This is a genomic window from Azohydromonas lata NBRC 102462, assembly GCF_001571085.1.
GTDB lineage: Bacteria > Pseudomonadota > Gammaproteobacteria > Burkholderiales > Burkholderiaceae_C > Azohydromonas > Azohydromonas lata.
The window spans coordinates 1-19,962 of the sequence record NZ_BCTC01000108.1 but is presented as its reverse complement, the minus strand read 5'-3'; the positions used below and the strand labels follow the sequence as shown (position 1 = coordinate 19,962).

The window sequence follows — 19,962 nt, the reverse complement described above, 5'->3', positions numbered from 1 at the left end:
CCCTCGGTGGCGCAGCCGCGCGCCACGCACTGCTGCATCACGCTCCAGATGCGCGCCAGGCCCGCGTCGATCTCCTCGTCCGTGCGCCAGTGGCGCTCGTTGCGCCGCATGAGCTGCGCAATGCTGCAGTTCAGCTCCTTGGTCAGGTTGAGCAGTTGCGCGCCGGTGCGAAAGGGAAACTCCACGGCCGGCGGTGCCTTCATCAGCACGGGCGTGAGGCTGCCGTCGGCCGCCGCTTCCTGGCCGACCACGAAGCCGCCGCCCACCGAGTAGTACTCGCGCCGGTCCAACTCCACGCCCGCGGCGTTGAACGCCGTGCACGCCATGCCGTTGGCGTGAAAGGGCAGCGACTTCCTGCGGTGAAAGAGCAGGTCGCGCCGCTCGTCAAAGGCGATGTCGTGCCTGCCGTCCAGCAGCAGCCGCCCCGTGCTCCTCACCTGCTCCAGCAGGGCGGGCACCGCGTCCACGTCCACGCTGTCGGGCTCATGCCCCTGCAGCCCCAGCAGCACCGCCTTGTCGCTGCCGTGGCCGCGGCCCGTGGCGCCCAGGGAGCCATAAAGCTGCACCTCGATGCGCTCGCAACGCTCCAGCACGCCCAAGGAATCCAGCCGCTGCACGAACATGCGCGCGGCCTTCATGGGGCCCACGGTGTGCGAGCTGGAAGGGCCGATGCCTATCTTGAACAGGTCGAAAACGCTGATGCTCATGCGGGTTCCTGCGGTTGGGCGTTGACTCGTTGGGCCCCGCGCGCGCCGTGCTCAGCGCCGCTGCGGCGTGCGGTGTCCAAGGTCTTGGGCCTCCTGGCGAGATTGCGAAAACCCTCGGCGCGTGCGCGGCGGGGCATGGGGTCCACTGTCGGAAATGTCCGCAGGAGCGACTTGTCCTGTTCCGACATGCCTTTGCCGTACTGCGCCGAAGGCGCAAGGCGCAGCTGTTCTTATATACAGTTGCCCGTGCCGCCTCTGCCGCACCGCCTGCGCCCCGGCGCTCCCATTGCGATGGACTTCATCGTGATTTCGTACACGGCATGCGAAAAGGGGATTGACATCGACGGAGTGAAGGAGGCGTGTCGTTGGCGCACCCTATGGCCTGTTGCAGGTTGGGTACGAACAACCCACCTGTGGTTGCAACCAGCGCTGTATGCGCATACAGTAGCCCGCAGGAGGTTCCCATGAGCAGGTTTCAACCGAGCGTCACCACTCAAAGCTTTCGCGAGCACTACCGTCCCGCCAGCCGGCGCGTTCCGGTCTGGTTGCAGCGGGTGTGGTATTGGCTTTGAGCCTATGAATCCAGCCCGGCGCGCGGGCTGGAGGCCGAGTCGCCCGTGGTCTCGGCCCGCAGCTTGGGCAGGAATTGCGGGTACTCGCGCTGCATGAATTCCAGCAGTGCCTCGCGCACGTGGCAGCGCAGGTCCCAGGCCTGGCCACTGTTGGCGGCGGTCACCAGGGCGCGCAGCTGCACGGCACGGTCACCGGCTTCCGTGACCTGCAGCAGGCAAAAGCGCCTGTCCCACAGCGGGGTGGCTTCGCAGGCGCGTTTGAGCTCATCGCGCAGCGGCTGCAGCGGCATGCGGTAGTCCACCCAGATGAAGACGGTGCCGATCAGCGTGGAGGTGCTGCGCGTCCAGTTCTGGAACGGCTTTTCCACCCAGTACTGCAGCGGCACCACGAGGCGGCGCTCGTCCCAGATGCGCACCACCACGTAGGCGCCGGTGATCTCCTCGATCACGCCCCATTCGCCTTCGACCACCACCACGTCGTCCAGCCGTATGGGCTGGGTCAGGCCGATTTGCAGGCCGGCGATGAGGTTGCCCAGCACCGGCCGCGCCGCGAAGCCGGCGATGATGCCCACGATGCCGGCCGAGGCCAGCAGGCTGGCGCCGACCTGGCGCACGCCGGGCAGCGTCATCAGCATCAGCGCCCCGCCTATGACGCCCACCAGGCCGGAGAGCGTGCGCGAGAGCACGCGGGCCTGCGTGTGTATGCGCCGGGCGTTCAGGTTGTCCGCCACCGTCACCGGGTGTGCCGCGATCACCGCGCGGCCAAAGGCATTGATGCCGCTCACCAGCAGCCAGCTCACGGCGCCTATGAGCAGCATGCCGGTGATGCGCTGCACCGGCGTGAGCCCGGGCAGCGCGGCCGGCGCGGCCTGCCAGGTCAGATTCAGCGCCACCGTGCGCAGCACCAGCCGCGCCGGCCGGCGGGCGGCGTCGGCCAGGGCCGAGGCCGTGGCGTGGCCGCGCACGGCGCGGCGTATCAGCCGCTGGCCGACGTAAAAGACGAGCTCGGCCACCAGCAGCGCCAGCAGTGCCGCGCCCAGGGTGTAGAGCCATTCATCCAGCGGGGAAGGAAGCCAGTCGCGCATGCGGCGCCGTGAGGGCAGGTCCCGTGCCTGTGGTGGATGAGATCCGCGGTCTCAGCGCCGCCTGGTCGAGCCCGCGTGCTCGCGCTGCGTGCTGCGCCGCTCCTGCCACAGCGAGGCGCCGAATACCGCCATGCCGCCCAGCGCCAGCACCACGCCCACCCAGGCCGTGGAGGTCCAGCCCAGCCCGGCCGCGATGGCCACGCCGCCCAACCAGGCGCCCAACGCGTTGGCGATGTTGAAGGCCGAGTGGTTCAGCGCGGCCGAGAGCGTCTGCGCCTCGCCCGCCACGTCCATCAGCCGTATCTGCAGCGCCGGGGCGATGGCGACGATGGTGCCTATCAGGAACACGCCAATGGCCGCCGTCACCGCCTCGCCGGCCGCGAAGGCAAAGCCGCCCAGCACCACCGCGTTCCACACCAGCAGCCCCGCGATGGTCCCGCGCAGCGACTTGTCCGCCAGCCGCGAGCCCACCAGGTTGCCCACCACCATGCCCGTGCCGAACAGCGCCAGCATGAAGGGCATGGCCTCCAGCGACAGGCCGGCCACTTCGATCAGCGTCGGCTTGATGTAGCTGAACACCGAGAACATGCCGCCGAAACCGATGGCGCCTATGCCCAGCGTCAGCCACACCTGCGGCCGGCCCAGCGCGCCCAGCTCGCGCAAGGGGCTGGCCCCGTGCGGCACGGGCAGCTCAGGCACGCCGCGCCGTATCAGCAGGCAGGCCAGCGCCGCGATGGCGCCCACCAGGATGAACGCCGCCCGCCAGCCCAGGTGCTGGCCCAGCCAGGCCGCGATGGGCACGCCCACCAGCGTCGCGCTGGTCAGCCCTGACATCACCAGCCCCACCGCGCTGGCGCGACGGTCCGGCGGCGCCAGCGAGGCGGCCACCAGGGCCGCCACGCCGAAATAGGTGCCGTGCGGCAGCCCGGCCATGAAGCGCAGCAGGTTGAGCGACAGGTAGCCCGGCGCCAGCGCACTGGCGAAATTGCCCGCCGCGAACAGCGCCATGAGCACCAGCAGCAGCGCCCGCCGCGGCCAGCCGGCCGCCAGCACGGCCAGCACCGGCGCGCCTATCACCACGCCCAGCGCATAGGCGCTGATCACGTGCCCCGCCTGCGGAATGCTCACCCCCAGGTCCCGCGCCACCTCCGGCAGCAGGCCCATGATCACGAACTCGCCCGTGCCGATGGCGAAGCCGCCCACGCCCAGCGCCAGCACCGAGGGCCAGAAGGCCCGCCTGCGCTGCGCGGCCGCCGTCTCGGCAACGGTCGGAGGAGAAATCAGCGGCTGTGTGGCGCTCATGGTCGGGGGCCTTGCGGGAAGTCTGGAAACAGGAACGCCCGCCGCGAGAACCGCTGCGGGCGTCCGAAAAATTGTGCTGCAGTGCAGCAAAAGCTTGCTGCCCTAGGGTTTCTACCGACGCAGGGGCGAGGCCAAAAGCGGCACGTGGCCTTGACCAACGGGCGTCAAGGCCGCCCGCCGGATGCAAGGTCCGCAGGCTCTACGGGTTGTCCCGTGGTGAGGGTGCTCTGCAAGCAGACTAACATGTTAGCCAGAACACAGCTTCAACTCACCACCCATGCCCACCCGAGCCGTGCGCGCCAACGGCGCCGCGCCCAGCCTGCGCATGCAGGCCTATGAAAACTTCAGGCAGCAGATCCTGCAGGCCAACATCCGGCCGGGGCAGTTCGTGTCGCAGCGCGAGCTGATGCAGTTGCTGGACATGCCCTTGGGCGCCGTGCGCGAGCTCATCCCGCGCCTGGAGGCGGAAGGGCTGCTGCGCACCGTGCCGCAGCGCGGGCTGCAGATCGCCAACGTGGACGTCAAGCTGATCAAGAACGCCTTCGGCCTGCGCCGCGTGCTGGAGCGCCATGCGGCCGAGCATTTCTGCGCGACGGCCTCGGACGCTGACCTGGACGCCCTGGAGGAAGCCCATTGGGCCCTGGTGCGCCGCGCGCTGCGCGACGGCATCGACGAGCAACTGCTCACCGACGCCACCACCGTGGACTGGGGCCTGCACGACCTCATGATCGACGCGCTGGGCAACGAGCTGATCTCCGACGCCTACCGCATCAACAGCCTGCGCGTGCGCCTCATACGCCTGGAGGGCGCCACGCTGTCCGCCGACGTGCTGCTGCTGGCGCTGCGCGAGCACCTGTGGTTTTTGCAGGCGCTCAAGGCGCGCGACGCGCAGGCCGTGGCCGAGCGCATCGACCTGCACATCACCAGCGCGCTACACCGCGTGCTGGGCCTGCCGCGGCCCGCCATCGCCTTCCGGCTGGAAGACCACCCGCAGCGCCTGCAAGACCCCAACACCACCGAACACACCAAGAACACCGAGGACGCCTGACCGTGACGCAAGCAGTACCGGGGCCCGGCCCCCAAGCCCCGCGCGGCGACGGCGCCGCGGACGTCGTGTGCATCGCCAGTTGGAACGTGGACCTCGTGAGCCGCGTGCCGCGTCCGCCCGCGCGCGGCGAAACGCTGATGGCCGACGCCTTCGACATCAGCCCCGGCGGCAAGGGCTCCAATGCCGCCGTCGCCTGCGCCCGCCAGGGCGCGCACGTGGCGCTGGTGGCCCGCATCGGCGACGACGATTTCGGCCGCATGGGCCTGGCGCTGTGGGGCGGCGAGGGCATCAGCGCCCGCCACGTGGTGACGGCGCCGGGCGAGCGCAGCGGCGTGGCGCAGATCTTCATTTACCCGGACGGCGACAACAGCATCGCCGTGGCGCCCGGTGCGGGGGCGGGGCTGGCGGCGGCGGACGTGGAAGCCGCCAGCGCCACCATCGCCGCCGCCCGCGTGGTCATCGCCTCCTGCGAAGTGCCCTTCGAAGCGACGCTGGCGGCATTTCGCATCGCCCGCGCCCACGGCGTGCGCACGCTGTTCAACCCCGCGCCGGCGCGGGCGCTGCCGGCCGGGCTGCTGGCGCTGGCCGACGTGGTCACCCCCAACGAGACCGAGCTGCTGGCGCTGGCGGGCCTGGAGGACGGCGCCTCGCCGGACGCCGCCGCGCAGGCGCTGCTGGCGCGCGGCGTGGGCGCCGTGGTCGCCACGCTGGGCAGCGCCGGCTGCCGGCTGTGGAGCGCGGACGGCGCGGGCCACGCCGTGCCCGGCTGGCGCATGGCGTCCGTGGCCGACACCGTGGGCGCCGGCGACACCTTCACCGGCGCCCTGGCCGCCGCGCTGGCCCGCGGCGAGCCGCTGCCCGCCGCCATGGCCTGCGCCAACGCGGCGGCTGCGCTGTCCGTCACCGCCCACGGCGCCACCACCGGCATGCCCACGCTGGCGTCCACGCGCACGCTGCTGGCGACCCGGCCAAGCGCCTGACGCTGGCGCCCGCACCCGTTTCTTCTTTTGACCCATTCACGGCGGGCCGCGGCCTGCCACGGAGCACCCCATGTCACGACCCATAGAGGGCATCATTCCCGTCATGCTCACGCCCTTCGATGAGGACAACCGCATCGACTACGGCGGGCTGGAGCGGCTGATCGAGTGGTATCTGGCGCAGGGCGCCGACGCGCTCTTCGCCGTCGCGCAGTCCAGCGAGATGCAGTTCCTGAGCCTGGAGGAGCGCGCGGCGCTGGGCCGCTTCGTGGTGCAGCGCGTGGCGGGCCGCGTGCCGGTGGTCGTCTCCGGCCACGTCAGCGACGACCCGCATGGCCAGGTGCAGGAGCTCACCGCCGCCGCCGACACCGGCGCCGACGCCGTGGTGCTGGTCAGCAACCACCTGGATCCGCACGCCAAAGGGACTGAGACTTTCCTCGGCAACTTGAAATGGCTGCTGGAGAAGCTGCCCAAGGACGTGCCGCTGGGCCTGTACGAGTGTCCGGCCCCTTACCGCCGGCTGCTGTCGGACGCCGAGCTCAGCGCCTGCCTGGACACCGGCCGCTTCGCGCTGCTCAAGGACGTTTCCTGCCACCTGCCCACCGTGCAGCGCCGCGTGAAGATGGCCGAGGGCTCGACGCTGGCCGTGGTCAACGCCAACGCCGCCATTGCCTACGACGCCATGAAATCCGGCTCGCGCGGTTTCACGGGCGTGTTCACCAATTTCCACCCCGACCTCTACAAATGGCTGCGCGTGTCCGGCGCCCAATATCCCGAGCTGGCCGAGGAAGTGAATAACTTCCTGGTGATTGCCGCCGTGAGCGAATCCATGGGTTATCCGGCCCTGGCCAAGCTGTACCACCAGCGCCTGGGCACTTTCAAATCCATGCGCTGCCGCGCGGTGACCTACGACATTCGCGAGAAATTCTGGGCGCTGGACGAAGTGCTGGACAAGATCATGGCCGGCACGCAGGCCATGCGGCAAAAGATTGCCGCCCTGCCCAAGGCGGCTTGAGTCAGGCTGCGATCCGATCCGCTTTTTCTTTGCAGTCAAGCCCGCCGGCCTTTTCAAATGCGCGGCGGGCCAGGAGACAAATCATGCGTAATGTCCTGAAAACCACCCTGGCGTCCGCCGTTGCCGCGGGTTTGATGCTGGCCGCCACCACGGCGGCCCAAGCCGCCGATATCAAGGAGCACACCCTGCGCTTCGCTTTCCAAAGCGACAAGAACCACCCGATTGGCGTGGGCGCGCAGAAATTCGCCGACCTGGTCAGCCAGAAAAGCGGCGGCAAGATTGCGGTGAAACTGTTTCCCAACGGCACCCTGGGCGGCGACGTGCAGGTAGTTTCCTCGCTGCAGGGCGGCGTCATTGACATGACGGCCCTGAGCTCCGGCCTGCTGTCTGGCCAGGTCAAGGAATTCGTAGTTTTCGATTTGCCCTTCATGTTCACCAATGGCCGCGAGGCGGACGCCATCGTGGACGGCCCCATAGGCAAGAAATTGGGCGAGAAGCTCGCCGACAAGGGCTTGATGGCCCTGGGCTACTGGGAGCTGGGTTTTCGCAACCTCACCAACAGCCGCCATCCCGTGGCCAAGCTGGAGGACTTCAAGGGCTTGAAGATCCGCGTGGTGCAGTCGCCGATCTACATCGACCTGTTCAACACCCTGGGCGCCAACGCCGTGCCCATGCCTTTCCCCGAGGTGTATTCCGCCCTGGAGCAAAAGGCCGTGGACGGGCAGGAAAATCCACTCAAGAGCATCGAGCTGTCCAAGTTCTACGAAGTGCAGCCTTACCTGTCGCTCACGCGGCACATTTACAGCCCGCTGTCCATCCTGATGGGCAAAAAGAGCTGGGACAAGTTGAGCAAGGACGAGCAGGCGGTCATCCAGCAGTCGCTGACCGAATCGCAGGACTACCAGCGCAAATATGCGCGCGCTGAGGACGAGAAATCGCTGGGCGTGCTCAAGGGCAGCATGAAGGTGGCCGAATTGCCGCCCGCCGAAGTGGCCCGCATCCGGGAAAAAGTGAAGCCCGTGGTGGACAAATACTCCAAGGACGTGGGCGAGCCCTTGATGAACGAGCTCAACGCGGAGCTGGCCAAGGTCCGCGCCAAATAAGCGCCGCGGTCAGTGGCAGAGCGGGAATGCGGCATTCCCGCCCGCGTTCATGTGGGATGAAGTCCTGTTTTCCGGCACTTCATCCAGCGGCTGTGGCGCCCAGGCTTTGGCCGGCAAAGGGCGAGGGGTCGAGAATCACCGGCGTGCTGTGGTAATCCAGCCCAACGCATTTGGCCGCGCCTTCCAACCAGCCGTTGCGCCAATGGCGGGCTTCCAGGGAATTGCCGCTGTAAGGGCACTGCTTGATGAATAACTCGCCGGCCATGAAACCTTCACGCCAGCATTCGTCGAGGCAAGGCATGGGCGTACTTCCTTGGTTCATTTCAATTCGCCGTTGAAATCTAGTTTGCTGCGTCAGGCAAGGTTTGATGGGTGTCAAAGCCTTTGGGCAACCTAGGGTCTGTACCCGTAGGTGTGGGGGCGAGACTTGCGCGGGCTTACCGACGACGCTTGCGGCGGCGTGACGGGCAAGGCGGGGCGGCCGGGGGAAAATCTGCGGTTTTCCCTGAGGCCGTCTTTTCCATGCCCTACCTCGCCGTCGTGACCGTCCTGTGGGCATTCTCCTTCAGCCTCATAGGCCAGTACCTGGCCGGCCGGGTGGACAGCGACTTCGCCGTGCTCGTCCGCGTGGCCATCGCCGCGGCGGTGTTCGTTCCGCTGACGGTGTGGCGCGGGCTGCCGCGCCGCCTGGTGGCGGGCTTCTGGGTGGCGGGGGCGCTGCAGTTCGGCATCACGTACCTGTGCCTCTACCGCAGCTTCACCGTGCTCACGGTGCCGGAGGTGCTGCTGTTCACGGTGCTCACGCCCCTCTACGTCACGCTCATCGACGACGCGCTGGAGGGCCGCTTCAACCGCCGCGCGCTGCTGGCCGCGGCGGTGGCCGTGGGGGGCGGGGCCATCATCCGTTTCCACAAGCTCGAAGGCGACTACCTGTGGGGTTTCGTGCTGCTGCAGGTCGCCAACGCCACCTTCGCCGCGGGCCAGGTGCTGTGCCGCCACCTGCTGGCGCGCCACCCCACACCGCAGCCGCTGCACCGCTTCTTCGGCCACTTCTTCCTGGGCGCGCTGCTGCTGGCGCTGCCGTCTTATTGGCTGTTCGGCAACCCGGCCAAGCTGCCGCAGACCGCCGTGCAGTGGGGCGTGCTGGCCTGGATGGGTTTGTTCGCCACCGCGCTGGGCATGTACTGGTGGGTGCTGGGCAGCACCCAGGTGGACGCCGGCACGCTGGCCGTGATGAACGAGCTGCATGTGCCCGCCGGGCTGGTGGTGAACCTGCTGATCTGGAACCGCGAGGCCGACTTGCCGCGCCTGCTGGCCGGCGGGGCCGTCATCTTTGCTTCGCTGGCGATCAACGGTTGGGGGCGGCGGGGGGCGTTGAGCAAGGCTGGCTCAGGCAGCCCATAGCCGTACGGCCACGACGGCCAGGATCACGCACAGCAACCAGCCCACCACGAACCGCCGCCACAAAGCTGGCGCCCCGCGCAGTTCCATGTAGTCCAGCGCGATGGCAAGTCCCTTGGCCAGCGACAGCGCAAAGACGATGGCCACGGGCCAGCCTTCGCCGGTGCGATGGGGCGACTCCCCCACCCACCACGAAATGCCCGTGGCCACCAGGGTTGCCAGCCACAGCGCATCGATCCGCTTGCAAGGGAGGTTCATCGCAGCACGTACACCAGAGGGAAGAGCACCACCCACAACAAGTCCACCATGTGCCAGAACACGGCTGCCGTTTCAGGGGCCTGCGTGTCGGCCGGCCCCCAGGGGCGGCGCGGCACGAGAAAAGCGACCGCCGCAACGATGAGCACCGCCGCGGCGACATGCATGAAGTGAAAGCCGGTCAGCAGGTAATAGAACATCCAGAAGTCGTCGCTCTCCAGGCCATAGCCGGCGTGCAGCTTCTGCTGGTACTCGAAGCCTTTGACGACCAGGAAGGCGGTGCCCAAGGCCGCGGCGCCCCAAAGCCACCGTGCGCCCGCGGTCGCCCTGGCGCTGCGCAGCGCCTGCACGCCCCGCGCAGCGCACCAGCTGCCGGTCAGCAGGATCACCGTGTTGAGGGCACCCAGACGCAAATCCAGGGTGGACTGGCCCGTGCGGAACACCCATGGGTCCTGCCCCCTGGCGACCGCGTACACGACGAACAGCAGGCCGAACGTGAGCATCTCCAGCGCGATGACGCACCACATCGTGATGTCGCCACTCAAGCGGCGATCGTCCGCAGCTTGCGCGGGCGGCTGCAGGGCCGCATCCGCCTGTCCCTGCGGGCTTGGCCCGACGGGCAGGTTGCTTCCGGGAATGAACATGCTGGTGATCTCCCTGCCATCCGCAAAGGGCTGGTGTGCAGCGGCGCTTCAGGCGGTTGCCATCCCGGGCGCGGCTGGCGACGGGTGGAACGTCAGCACCTGCGCCAGGGCGCGGCGGTTGGTCATCACGTCGGCCAGCGAGTAGCGGTCCAGTACGCCGTAGAAAGCGTTCACGGCTTCTGCCAGCGGCCCCTTGAGCTCACAGCAGCCGGAGAGGATGCAGTGGCCGCCCCCCGCCTCGAAGCACTCCGCGGGCACCGCGGTGCCTTCCGTGTCGCGCACGACCTGGCCAAGGCAGATGTCCTTGGGCTGCATGGCCAGCGTCATCCCGCCGCCCTTGCCGCGGGCGGTGGCGATCCAGCCCTGCTTGCCCAGGAAGTGCACGACCTTGACGAGGTGGTGCTCGGAGATGCCGAACGCCGTGGCGATCTCGGCGATGGTGGACTTGCGGCCTGAGTTCGCGGCCAGGTAGAGGAGTACGCGCAGGCTGTAGTCGGTGAAGGCGGTGAGCTTCATGGCAGGGCGCTCGGTGTGTTTCTCGTCTGGATGTGAAAGGGAGGGCTGGGGCCCTCCCGTGCGTTTCTACTGCCGGGCCGCCGTGATGGGCAGCGCAGGCCGCGGCGCCTTGCGCCTGGCTGCCGGCCGCAGCAGCCGCCAAGCGTACAGCGCGAGGAACAGGCTGCCCGCGGCGAAGACGATGTCGCCAGGCACGCGCAGCCACACCAGGGTCTCCATCACGCCGGAGTGGATGACCGCGGGCGAGCGGGCGTACCACAGGCCCTGGGTGACGCTGGCCCACGCTTGGTAGATGCCCGCGGGCAGCAGCGACATGAACACCATCATCGCCAGGCCGACGTTGAGGCCCCAGAAGGCGGGCTTGAGCAGCCGGTCCGCGTGCAGCGAGCGCTCGAAGAGCCCGCGCAGGCAAAACAGCAGCAACCCGATGCCCAGCATGCCGTAGACGCCGAACAGCGCCGCGTGGCCGTGGGCCGCCGTCATGTTGAGGCCCTGCACGTAGTACAGCGCCGCGGGCGGGTTGATGGCAAAGCCCAGCAGGCCCGCACCCACCGTGTTCCAGAAGCCCACGGCGACGAAGCACAGGATGGGCCACTTGTAGGCGTCCAGCCAGGGCACCGCGCGCGAGCGGCGGTACGTCTGCATCGCCTCCAGGCCGATGAGCGTCAGCGGCACGACTTCCAGGGCCGAGAACACCGCGCCCACGGCGATCACGGAGGTCGGCGTGCCCGTGAAGTACAGGTGGTGCAGCGTGCCCAGAATGCCGCCGAAGAGGAACACGATGGTTTCGGCCACGATGGCGCGGTTGGCGCTGGCCGGACGCACCAGGCCGAGGTGGGTGAAGATCAGGGCGATGACGGCGGTGGCGAAGACCTCGAAGAAGCCTTCGACCCACAGGTGCACCAGCCACCAGCGCCAGTACTCGATCATCGAGTAGTGGGTGTGCTGGCCCCAGGTCAGCGAGGTGGCATAGAAGCCGCCGATGCACGTGGCCGACAGGAACACCATGGCGATGAGGCCGCGGCTCTCCGACGGCCGCCTGAGCGCCGGCCACAAGGCGCGGCCCAGCAGGAACACCCAGAACAGCAGGCCCACGAACAGCAGCAGCTGCCACACGCGGCCCATGCTGGTGAACTCCAGCCCCTGGTTGCCCAGCCAGAACGAGAAGTCCACGCCCCGGTGCTGCAGCGTGCCCAGCCAGCCCGTGAGGGTCGAGCCCAGCACCACGACGATCAAGGCCCAGAACAGCGCATCGACGCCGAGCTTCTGGAGCTTGGGCTCCTGGCCGGAGAGCAGCGGCGCGATGTACAGGCCCGTGGCCAGCCAGGCCGTGGCGATCCAGAAGATGCCGATCTGCGTGTGGATGGTGCGGCTGGTGACGTAGGGCAGCACTTGCGCCAGCGGGATGCCGAAGAACGCCTGGCCTTCCACCGCGTAGTGCGCGGTGATGGCGCCCATGGCGATCTGCAGCAGCATCAGGGCGATGACGATGAAGAAGTACTTGCGCGTGGCCTTCATCGACGGCGTGGCCTTGAGGCCCAGGAACGGGTCCGCCTTGGGCGGCTGGGCCTCCTCGTCGTGCTGGTCGCGGCCGTGCAGCCACAGCATCGCGGCGATGCCCGCCAGCAGCAGGATGATGCTCACCATCGACCACATCGCCGCCGACGTCGACATGGTGTTGCCCACCAGCGGCTCGTGCGGCCAGTTGCTGGTGTAGGACAGTCCCGCCTCGCCCGGGCGGTCCGTGCTGGCCGCCCACGACGACCAGAAGAAGAACGCGGCGAGCGCCTGGCGGTCGGCCTTCTCGGGGAGCGCGCCTTCCGTCATCGCGTACTGCTCGCGCAGCGTGGCCAGCGACGCTTCGCTGCCGAACAGCGCCTCGTAGTGGCTGGCGACTTCACGGATGGCCTGGGCCCGCTCCCGCGACACCCGCACGGCGCCGGTGGCGTCGTCATAGGTGTTGCGGCGCATCTCGTTGCGCACCTGCGCGTCCACGAGGGCCCGGGCGTCGTCGCCGAGCACCTGGCCCCCGCCGTGCTGCGCCGCGCGGATCTTCTGCAGCGCCACGGCTTCGCGGTGCAGCCAATCGGCCGACCAGTCCGGCGCCACGTAGCTGCCGTGGCCCCACACCGTGCCCAGTTGCTGGCCGCCGGCGGCCATCCAGGCCTGCTGGCCGCGCTGGATCTGCTCGCCGGTGAAGAGGACCGCGCCGTCCGCGGTGGCGACCGCCTTCGGGATGGGCGGCGCAAACAGGTAGATCTGCCATCCGAGGTAGCCGAGGGCCCCGAACGACAGGACGAAAATGAGGCCGAGCCAGCGCCACAGCCTGCTGTTGGCCTTCATGGCATGTCCTGGTGCGTGTCTGGTGGATCGCTCAAGCGCCGCCGCAGGCGCCGCAGCAGCGGCCGTCAGGGTGGGGCGTTGCGCGCCGGGTGATGCGAACGTCGAGGCTCGCAGCGGAGGTGGCTGGGTCATCAGGGCTCCGTGGTGGTTGGGTAAAGGTGTATTTGGAATGCACCTAATGTAGGGACCGGACCCACCCGTTTCCTTGAACCAGTTCAAGGAACGCCGCACCGTCTGGCGGCTGACCCTGGCCCGTGCGCCCCTTTGCCTGGCGCGAGCGGGAAGGCTCGTTTAAGATGCATTTTCGTTGCACCTTTTACTGAGCCCTCCTGTGAACATCGACCGCTTCAAGGATCAGCACACCCAGATCTTCGACGCCATCGCGCAGCTTCGGCGGCATGCGCATGCCGGCATCGTCGAACACGCCGACCAGATCGCACGGCTCGTCGTGTCCATGAGCGGCGTGATCAAGCTGCATTTGGCCGCGGAAGACCACACGCTGTACCCGGCGCTCGAAGCGGCGAACAACCGGCAGCTTTCGCAGCTTGGACGCCAGTTCCAGGTCGAAATGGCCTCGATCGCCGCGGCCTACACCGCCTTCGCACGGCAATGGAACACGGCCGCCCAGGTGCGCGCCGACCCGGACGGCTTTCGCGCGCAAGCCAACCAGGTGCTGCGCAGCGTGTTCGAGCGCATGCAGCGCGAGGACCGTGACTTCTACCCGGCCGTTGAGCGCAACCTGGCCACGCCCGCACACAGGTCGCCGTTGCCCATGTCCTGAACCGGAACCCGGCTTGGGAGGCCCGGGGAGAGCCGACCTTGCCGCCGAAAAATCTTGTGCGTGCCTGAGGGCCCAAGCAGCGTCAGGTGGCGGGCTGGCGCACGGATCACTGCGCCTTCAACACCATCAGCAGCGACTTCGCCTCCACCCGGTCGCCGGCGGCCACGAGGATCTTCTCGACCACCGCGCGGCGCTCCGCGCAAATGTGCGTTTCCATCTTCATGGCCTCCAGCGCCAGCAGCGTGTCGCCGGGCTGCACCGCCTGCCCCGGCGCGACGGCCACGGCCACCACCGCGCCCGGCATGGGGGCGGCCACGTGGTTGGGGTTGCCCGGATCGGCCAGCGGGCGGGCGCCACCCGCGCCTGCCGCCTGCGCGCTTTGCACGCGCACCGTGCGCGACTGGCCGTTGAGCTCGAATTGCACCTTCTGCGCCGCCTCGCCGTCCGGGCTCACCGACTGCAGCGCCACCAGCAGCGTCTTGCCGGGGTCAATCTCCACGGCGATCTCCTGTTGCGGCTGCGGGCCGTAGAAGAACACCGGCGTGGGCAGTTGCGAGGTGTCGCCCCAGCGGCGCTGGTGCTCGCACAGCTCGCGCATCTGCTTGGGGTACATCAGCCAGGAGGAGAGCTGGCGCTCGTCCAGCGGCTGGCCGCAGTCGGCCTCCGCCTGGGCACGGGCGGCCTCCAGGTCCACCGGCGGCGTGTGGTCGCCGGGGCGGTAGGGCGTGGGCACGGGCTCGTCGGCCGAGAGGCGCAGCACCTTGCGCGTCAGGTCTTGCGGGAAACCGTCCGGCGGAAAGCCCAGCTCGCCCTTGAAGAGCTGCACCACGGACTCGGGGAAGGCGATCTCGCGCGCCGGGTCCTGCACGTGCGCGGGCGTGAGGTCGCTGGCCACCATCATCAGCGCCATGTCGCCCACGACCTTGGACGAGGGCGTGACCTTGACGATGTCGCCGAAGAGCCGGTTCACGTCCGCATAGGCCTGCGACACCTCGCTCCAGCGGTGCGCCAGCCCCAGCGAGCGCGCCTGCTCGCGCAAATTGGTGTACTGGCCGCCCGGCATCTCGTGGCGATACACGTCCGCCGTGCCGGAGCGGATCTCGGATTCGAAGGGCGCGTAAAAGCGCCGCACGCCCTCGAAGTACGTTGAAGCCTCGTGCAGCGCCTGCGCGTTGAGCCCCGGGTCCTGCGCCGTGCCGGCCAGCGCCGCGGCGATGGCCGACAGGTTGGGCTGCGAGGTCAGGCCGCTCATGGCGTCCAGCGCGCCGTCCACCGCGTCGCAGCCGGCTTCTATGGCCGCCAGCACCGAGGCCGCGGCCGCGCCGCTGGTGTCGTGGGTGTGGAAGTGGATGGGCAGCCCGGTTTCCTCCTTCAGCGCCTTGACCAGCGCCTTGGCCGCGCGCGGCCGGCACACGCCGGCCATGTCCTTGATGGCCAGGATGTGGGCGCCCGCGCGCTGCAACTGCCGCGCGATGTCCACGTAGTACTTCAGGGCGTACTTGGGCCGCGAGGCGTCGAACAGGTCGGCCGTGTAGCAGACCGTGCCTTCGCACAGCGCGCCGGCTTCCTGCACCGCGTCCATGGCCACGCGCATGTTCTCCACCCAGTTGAGCGAGTCGAACACGCGGAAGAGGTCAATCCCGCCCGCGGCGGCCTGCTGCACGAAGTGCCGCACCACGTTGTCGGCGTAGTTGGCGTAGCCCACGGCGTTGGCGCCGCGCAGCAGCATCTGGAACAGCACGTTCGGCACGCGCTGGCGCAGCTGGGCCAGGCGCTCCCAGGGGTCTTCCTTCAGGAAGCGCAGCGCCACGTCGAAGGTGGCGCCGCCCCAGCACTCCAGCGAGAAGAGCTGCGGCAGGGCGCGTGCGTAGTAGGGCGCGATGGGCAGCATGTCGGCCGTGCGCATGCGCGTGGCCAGCAGCGACTGGTGCGCGTCGCGCAGCGTGGTGTCCGTCATCAGCACGCGCTGCTGCGCCAGCATCCACTGCGCGAATTGCTGCGGGCCCAGCTGCTGCAGCAGCTGGCGCGTGCCGTCCGGCGGCGGGGTGTTGGCGTCCACGCGCGGCAGCACGGGTTTGGGCAGCGGCAGCGCCGGCAGCGTGCGGCCGCGCACTTCCGGGTTGCCGTGCACGGCGATCTCGCCCAGGAAGCCCAGCAGCTTGGTGGCGCGGTCGCGCCGCGCGGTGAAGGCCAGCAGCTCCGGCGTGTTCTCGATGAAGCGCGTGGTGATCTCGCCGGCCACGAAGGCCGGGTGGTTGATCAGGTTCTCCAGGAACTGCAGGTTCGTGGCCACGCCGCGGATGCGGAACTCGCGCAGCGCGCGGTCCATGCGCTGCGTGGTTTCACTCGCCGTGGGCGCCCAGGCCGTGACTTTCACCAGCAGCGAGTCGTAGTAGGGCGTGATGACCGCGCCGCCGTAAGCCGTGCCGGCGTCCAGCCGAATCCCGAAACCCGCCGCGCTGCGGTACGCGGCCAGCCGCCCGTAGTCTGGCAAGAAACCGTTTTCGGGGTCTTCGGTGGTGACGCGGCACTGCAGTGCGTGGCCGTTGAGCGCAATGTCCGCCTGCGCCGGCACGCCCGCGCTGGGCCGGTCGTCGAGCGCGGGCAGGCCGATGTGCGCGCCCTCGCTGATGCGGATCTGCGCCTTGACGATGTCCACGCCGGTGATCATCTCCGTCACCGTGTGCTCGACCTGGATGCGCGGGTTCACCTCGATGAAGTAGCACTGGCTGCTGTCGGCATCCATGAGGAACTCGACCGTGCCCGCGTGCGTGTAGCCCACCGAGCGCATCAGGCGCAGCGCGCTGTCGCACAGCGCCGCGCGCTGCCCGGCGTCCAGGTAGGGTGCCGGGGCGCGCTCCACCACCTTCTGGTTGCGGCGCTGGGCGGTGCAGTCGCGCTCGTGCAGGTGCACGACGTTGCCGTGCATGTCGCCCAGGATCTGCACCTCCACGTGGCGGGCGTGGCGTATGAGCTTCTCGAAGTAGACCTCGTCGTTGCCGAAGGCGGCCAGGGCCTCGCGGCGCGCGGCTTCCAGCGCGCCGGGCAGGTCGGCGGCGCGCTCGATCACGCGCATGCCGCGGCCGCCGCCACCCCAGCTCGCCTTGAGCATCACGGGGAAGCCGACCTCCTCGGCCAGGCGCAGGCACTCGGCGGCGTCGCGCGGCAGCGGCGGCGTGGCGGGCATCACGGCCACGCCGGCGGCCACGGCCGCGTAGCGCGCGGCCACCTTGTTGCCCAGCGTGCGCATGACTTGGGGCGAGGGGCCGACCCAGCGCAGCCCGGCGGCAATCACGGCCTCGGCGAAGTCGGGGTTCTCGGAGAGGAAGCCGTAGCCGGGGTGGATGGCGTCCACGCCGCTTTGCAGCGCCACGCGCAGGATGTCCTTGCCGTCCAGGTAGGCCGCCAGCGGCTTCTGGCCTTCGCCCACGAGGTAGCTCTCGTCCGCCTTGAAGCGGTGCAGGGCGTGTCTGTCCTGCTGCGAGTAGATGGCCACCGTGCGCATGCGCATCTCGGAGGCCGCGCGCATCACGCGTATGGCGATTTCCGAGCGGTTGGCGATCAGCAGGGATCGGATGGGCGTGTGGATCATGGGAGTCCCAGGTTGTTGTCGTGTCCAGGCGCGCGCCGCGCGCGGCGGCAGCGGGCCTAGCGGCGGCGGCGCCAACAGCCCACCAGCGTGAGCACCAGCCAAAAGCATTGCGAAAGAAACGAGGCGAGGTTGAAAGCCCCTGCCAGCGAAATCAGCATGAGGGCCGGCCCAACGAGGTTGAGCAGCACCGGCGTGCGCGCCGCAGGCGGCCAGCGCAGCACCTGCACCAGGTAGTGCGCGGCCACGTAGGCGGCGCAGCCCAACAGGCCCAGGAGGTCAAGCAGGCTCAGGCCGGGCATGGCCCGCCGGCCACGCGGCCGGTGAAGGTGTCGTGCATCGGCACAAGCATAAGAAGCAAGGCCGCACCGGCTTGGCGCCAAACGTCGGTCTGCGGTCTGTTTGCGACATGCCGCGCTCGGGCCGCCGCCGCGGCATGGAAAGTGGCCGTGCGCCGCCCCGCGCGGGCCGCGCAGGCCCTGCCGTACCGGACAGGTGCTGACGCAATCGGTCAATCGCCTGTCGGCCATAGACAAGTCGCCGACGCCCGAGTTCGCCACATTGGCGCCTTGCGGACCCCCGCTGGTCCACCTTCCCCCGCGAGGTATCCCATGTCGAATTCCTTACAGCCCTCGAACCCGTCCGCCAGCCCAAGCCGCTTTGCGCTGACCGTGGTGTGCGAAAGCGCCTGCGGCCAGGTGGCCGCGGTGGCGGCCTTCCTGGAGCGGCACGGCGGCTACGTCGAGCAGTTCGCCGTCTACGACGACAAGCCGACCTCCCGCTTCTTCGTGCGTGCCGTGTTCCGCCGCGCCGAGGGCACAGAAGGCGGCCTGGCGCGGATGCGCGAGGACTTCACGCGCCTGGCGCCCAGCATCGGCGCCATCGAATGGCGGCTGCACGACCTGGCGCAGCCGCTGCGCGTGCTGCTCATGGTCTCCAAGCTGGACCATTGCCTGCAGGACCTGCTGGGCAGCTGGCAGCGCGGCGAGATGCCCATGCAACCGGTGGCCGTGGTCTCCAACCACCCCGACCTGGCGCCCATGGCGCAGGCGCACGGCCTGCCGTTCCACCACCTGCCCGTCACCGCGGCCACCAAGCCGGCGCAGGAGGCGGCGCTACTGCAGCTGGTGCAGCGCCACGAGGCCGACATCGTGGTGCTCGCGCGCTACATGCAGGTGCTCTCGGACGAGCTGTGCCGCAAGCTCGCCGGCCGCGTCATCAACATCCACCACAGCTTCCTGCCCGGCTTCAAGGGCGCGCGCCCCTACCACCAGGCCTACGAGCGCGGCGTCAAGCTCATCGGCGCCACGGCCCACTTCGCCACGCCGGAGCTGGACGAGGGACCCATCATCGAGCAGGAGACCGAGCGCGTGGACCACGCCGACAGCCCCGAGGACCTGCTCAACGTGGGCCGGCGCATGGAGTGCACGGTGCTCTCGCGCGCGCTGCGCAGCGTGCTGGAGCACCGCGTGTTCACCAACGGCCAGCGCACCGTGGTGCTGTAAGGGAGATGAGCATGCTCAACCGCATCGTGTTGCGCCGCCTGATGATGGACGCGCGCATCGGCGTCTACGCCTGGGAAAAGGAAGCCCCGCAGCCCATCGTCGTGGACCTGGAGTTCGATCTGCCGCACGGCGACGCCTGCTTCAGCGACGACCTGGCCGACACCGTGGACTACGCCGCCATCGTGGAGCGCCTGCGCGCCGTGGCGCTGACCCAGCCGCACCGCCTGGTGGAGGCCATGGCGCAGACCATGTGCACCGTGCTGCAGACGGAGTTCGACCTTCAATACGTGCGGCTGACGCTGATGAAGCTGGCGCCGTTCCCCGGCTCGGAAGTCGGCATCGTGGTCGAGCGCGAGCGCGCCCCCGACTTCCGCCAGGAAGCCAAGTTTTTCTCCACGTCCCGGGAAACCGCATGACCATCAGCGCTTTTGACATCTTCAAGGTCGGCATTGGCCCGTCCAGCTCGCACACCGTGGGCCCCATGCGGGCGGCGCGCCTCTTCGGCCTGCGGCTGCGGGAGCTGGGCCTGCTGGAGCGCTGCGCGCGCGTGGAAGTCCAGCTCTTCGGCTCGCTGGGCTCCACGGGCCGCGGCCACGGCACCGACAAGGCCGTGCTGCTGGGCCTGCTTGGGCATGAGCCGGAATCGGTGGACGTGGACGCCATCGCCGCGCTGCTCGAAGGCATACGCAGCCAGGGGCGGCTTGGCCTGCTCGGGGCCCGGGAGGTCGCCTTCGACGAGCGGCGCGACCTCGTCTTCCACCGCCGCAAGACGCTGCCCTTCCACGCCAACGCCATGCAGTGCGCCGCCTTCGACGCGGACGGCGTGGAGCTGGATCGGCGCGAGTACTACTCGGTGGGCGGCGGTTTCGTCGTGGGCCAGGAAGCGGCCGAGGGCGGGGGCCACAAGCCCGTGCTGGTGAAGGACGTCCCGGCGCTGCCTTACCCCTTCAGCAGCGGCGCGCAACTGCTGGAGCTGACGCAGGCCTACGACTGCAGCATCGCGCAGATCATGCGGCGCAACGAGCGCCACTGGCGCAGCGACGAGGAGATCAACGCCGGGCTGCTGCGCATCTGGCGCGTGATGCAGGACTGCGTGAAGCGCGGCTGCGCGACGGAAGG

General features: G+C 69.1%; 19 protein-coding genes. 9 read left to right on the top strand and 10 right to left on the bottom strand.

Annotated elements, in window-relative coordinates; all coding sequences use genetic code 11:
• From ALA01S_RS25255 to ALA01S_RS25245, 3 genes are all read right to left on the bottom strand, one after another.
• A partial coding sequence (locus ALA01S_RS25255; RefSeq protein WP_174548657.1) for a serine dehydratase beta chain occupies positions 1–707 on the bottom strand: 707 nt, incomplete at its 3' end.
• Between the two features lie 574 nt (positions 708–1,281).
• On the bottom strand, positions 1,282–2,364 hold the full coding sequence (locus ALA01S_RS25250; RefSeq protein WP_066342074.1) for a mechanosensitive ion channel family protein: 1,083 nt from the start codon (positions 2,362–2,364) through the stop codon (positions 1,282–1,284).
• 51 nt (positions 2,365–2,415) lie between these two features.
• Entirely contained in the window at positions 2,416–3,666 is a 1,251-nt protein-coding gene (locus tag ALA01S_RS25245) for an MFS transporter (protein WP_066342073.1), read from the bottom strand.
• A 277-nt stretch (positions 3,667–3,943) separates the two neighbouring features.
• Between ALA01S_RS25245 and ALA01S_RS25240 the strand changes: the two genes are divergently transcribed.
• The 4 genes from ALA01S_RS25240 to ALA01S_RS25225 all read left to right on the top strand — a co-directional run bounded on the left by ALA01S_RS25240 (position 3,944) and on the right by ALA01S_RS25225 (position 7,809).
• On the top strand, positions 3,944–4,714 hold the full coding sequence (locus ALA01S_RS25240) for a GntR family transcriptional regulator (RefSeq protein ID WP_084267932.1): 771 nt from the start codon (positions 3,944–3,946) through the stop codon (positions 4,712–4,714).
• A gap of 2 nt (positions 4,715–4,716) precedes the next feature.
• A complete protein-coding gene (locus ALA01S_RS25235) occupies positions 4,717–5,694 on the top strand; it encodes a ribokinase (RefSeq protein WP_066342072.1) in 978 nt (325 codons plus the stop codon).
• A gap of 70 nt (positions 5,695–5,764) precedes the next feature.
• Positions 5,765–6,706, top strand: a complete 942-nt coding sequence (locus ALA01S_RS25230) for a dihydrodipicolinate synthase family protein (RefSeq protein ID WP_066342071.1) — start codon at positions 5,765–5,767, stop codon at positions 6,704–6,706.
• Between the two features lie 83 nt (positions 6,707–6,789).
• A complete protein-coding gene (locus ALA01S_RS25225; RefSeq protein ID WP_066342070.1) occupies positions 6,790–7,809 on the top strand; it encodes a TRAP transporter substrate-binding protein in 1,020 nt (339 codons plus the stop codon).
• 79 nt (positions 7,810–7,888) lie between these two features.
• Here the strand turns inward: ALA01S_RS25225 and ALA01S_RS25220 are convergent, their stop codons facing one another.
• A complete protein-coding gene (locus ALA01S_RS25220) occupies positions 7,889–8,110 on the bottom strand; it encodes a hypothetical protein (protein WP_066342069.1) in 222 nt (73 codons plus the stop codon).
• A gap of 221 nt (positions 8,111–8,331) precedes the next feature.
• Here ALA01S_RS25220 and ALA01S_RS25215 point away from each other — a divergent pair, with 221 nt between their 5' ends.
• On the top strand, positions 8,332–9,213 hold the full coding sequence (locus ALA01S_RS25215; protein WP_066342068.1) for an EamA family transporter: 882 nt from the start codon (positions 8,332–8,334) through the stop codon (positions 9,211–9,213).
• Here ALA01S_RS25215 and ALA01S_RS25210 read toward each other — a convergent pair.
• The 4 genes from ALA01S_RS25210 to ALA01S_RS25195 all read right to left on the bottom strand — a co-directional run bounded on the left by ALA01S_RS25210 (position 9,199) and on the right by ALA01S_RS25195 (position 12,968).
• The gene (locus ALA01S_RS25210) at positions 9,199–9,468 is read right to left on the bottom strand and encodes a cytochrome C oxidase subunit IV family protein (protein ID WP_066342067.1); all 270 of its coding nucleotides are present in this window, start codon (positions 9,466–9,468) and stop codon (positions 9,199–9,201) included. The genes ALA01S_RS25215 and ALA01S_RS25210 overlap by 15 nt on opposite strands.
• Positions 9,465–10,109, bottom strand: a complete 645-nt coding sequence (locus ALA01S_RS25205) for a cytochrome c oxidase subunit 3 family protein (protein ID WP_066342066.1) — start codon at positions 10,107–10,109, stop codon at positions 9,465–9,467. Before ALA01S_RS25205 ends, ALA01S_RS25210 begins: the two co-directional genes overlap by 4 nt.
• 48 nt (positions 10,110–10,157) lie before the next feature.
• On the bottom strand, positions 10,158–10,625 hold the full coding sequence (locus ALA01S_RS25200) for an RrF2 family transcriptional regulator (RefSeq protein ID WP_066342065.1): 468 nt from the start codon (positions 10,623–10,625) through the stop codon (positions 10,158–10,160).
• A 66-nt stretch (positions 10,626–10,691) separates the two neighbouring features.
• A complete protein-coding gene (locus ALA01S_RS25195; protein ID WP_066342064.1) occupies positions 10,692–12,968 on the bottom strand; it encodes a nitric-oxide reductase large subunit in 2,277 nt (758 codons plus the stop codon).
• Positions 12,969–13,299: 331 nt separating this feature from the next.
• On the opposite strand from ALA01S_RS25195, the gene ALA01S_RS25190 reads away from it, so the two are divergent.
• The gene (locus tag ALA01S_RS25190) at positions 13,300–13,749 is read left to right on the top strand and encodes a hemerythrin domain-containing protein (RefSeq protein ID WP_066342063.1); all 450 of its coding nucleotides are present in this window, start codon (positions 13,300–13,302) and stop codon (positions 13,747–13,749) included.
• Positions 13,750–13,855: 106 nt separating this feature from the next.
• Here ALA01S_RS25190 and ALA01S_RS25185 read toward each other — a convergent pair whose 3' ends face one another.
• Together ALA01S_RS25185 and ALA01S_RS25180 are read right to left on the bottom strand one after the other, a co-directional pair.
• Positions 13,856–17,341, bottom strand: a complete 3,486-nt coding sequence (locus tag ALA01S_RS25185) for a pyruvate carboxylase (protein WP_066342062.1) — start codon at positions 17,339–17,341, stop codon at positions 13,856–13,858.
• A 56-nt stretch (positions 17,342–17,397) separates the two neighbouring features.
• Positions 17,398–17,640 (bottom strand): CBU_0592 family membrane protein, encoded by a 243-nt coding sequence (locus ALA01S_RS25180; RefSeq protein WP_066342061.1) that lies wholly within the window; start codon positions 17,638–17,640, stop codon positions 17,398–17,400.
• A gap of 309 nt (positions 17,641–17,949) precedes the next feature.
• Between ALA01S_RS25180 and purU the strand changes: the two genes are divergently transcribed.
• The 3 genes from purU to ALA01S_RS25165 all read left to right on the top strand — a co-directional run.
• Positions 17,950–18,843: a formyltetrahydrofolate deformylase gene (gene purU / locus ALA01S_RS25175; RefSeq protein WP_066342060.1), complete on the top strand. Its 894-nt coding sequence runs from the start codon at positions 17,950–17,952 to the stop codon at positions 18,841–18,843.
• Between the two features lie 11 nt (positions 18,844–18,854).
• The gene (gene folB, locus ALA01S_RS25170) at positions 18,855–19,259 is read left to right on the top strand and encodes a dihydroneopterin aldolase (protein WP_169806011.1); all 405 of its coding nucleotides are present in this window, start codon (positions 18,855–18,857) and stop codon (positions 19,257–19,259) included.
• The coding region (locus ALA01S_RS25165) for a serine dehydratase beta chain (protein WP_174548656.1) at positions 19,256–19,962 on the top strand (707 nt) is incomplete at its 3' end. The genes folB and ALA01S_RS25165, both read left to right, overlap by 4 nt.

Bases quoted from the DNA above. Each gene is read 5' to 3' on its own strand.
- ALA01S_RS25250 (WP_066342074.1), bottom strand. From the start codon at position 2,364: ATGCGCGACTGGCTTCCTTCCCCGCTGGATGAATGGCTCTACACCCTG.
- ALA01S_RS25245 (WP_066342073.1), bottom strand. From the start codon at position 3,666: ATGAGCGCCACACAGCCGCTGATTTCTCCTCCGACCGTTGCCGAGACG.
- ALA01S_RS25240 (WP_084267932.1), top strand. From the start codon at position 3,944: ATGCCCACCCGAGCCGTGCGCGCCAACGGCGCCGCGCCCAGCCTGCGC.
- ALA01S_RS25230 (WP_066342071.1), top strand. From the start codon at position 5,765: ATGTCACGACCCATAGAGGGCATCATTCCCGTCATGCTCACGCCCTTC.
- ALA01S_RS25225 (WP_066342070.1), top strand. From the start codon at position 6,790: ATGCGTAATGTCCTGAAAACCACCCTGGCGTCCGCCGTTGCCGCGGGT.
- ALA01S_RS25220 (WP_066342069.1), bottom strand. From the start codon at position 8,110: ATGCCTTGCCTCGACGAATGCTGGCGTGAAGGTTTCATGGCCGGCGAG.
- ALA01S_RS25215 (WP_066342068.1), top strand. From the start codon at position 8,332: ATGCCCTACCTCGCCGTCGTGACCGTCCTGTGGGCATTCTCCTTCAGC.
- ALA01S_RS25210 (WP_066342067.1), bottom strand. From the start codon at position 9,468: ATGAACCTCCCTTGCAAGCGGATCGATGCGCTGTGGCTGGCAACCCTG.
- ALA01S_RS25205 (WP_066342066.1), bottom strand. From the start codon at position 10,109: ATGTTCATTCCCGGAAGCAACCTGCCCGTCGGGCCAAGCCCGCAGGGA.
- ALA01S_RS25200 (WP_066342065.1), bottom strand. From the start codon at position 10,625: ATGAAGCTCACCGCCTTCACCGACTACAGCCTGCGCGTACTCCTCTAC.
- ALA01S_RS25195 (WP_066342064.1), bottom strand. From the start codon at position 12,968: ATGAAGGCCAACAGCAGGCTGTGGCGCTGGCTCGGCCTCATTTTCGTC.
- ALA01S_RS25185 (WP_066342062.1), bottom strand. From the start codon at position 17,341: ATGATCCACACGCCCATCCGATCCCTGCTGATCGCCAACCGCTCGGAA.
- ALA01S_RS25180 (WP_066342061.1), bottom strand. From the start codon at position 17,640: ATGCCCGGCCTGAGCCTGCTTGACCTCCTGGGCCTGTTGGGCTGCGCC.
- purU (WP_066342060.1), top strand. From the start codon at position 17,950: ATGTCGAATTCCTTACAGCCCTCGAACCCGTCCGCCAGCCCAAGCCGC.
- folB (WP_169806011.1), top strand. From the start codon at position 18,855: ATGCTCAACCGCATCGTGTTGCGCCGCCTGATGATGGACGCGCGCATC.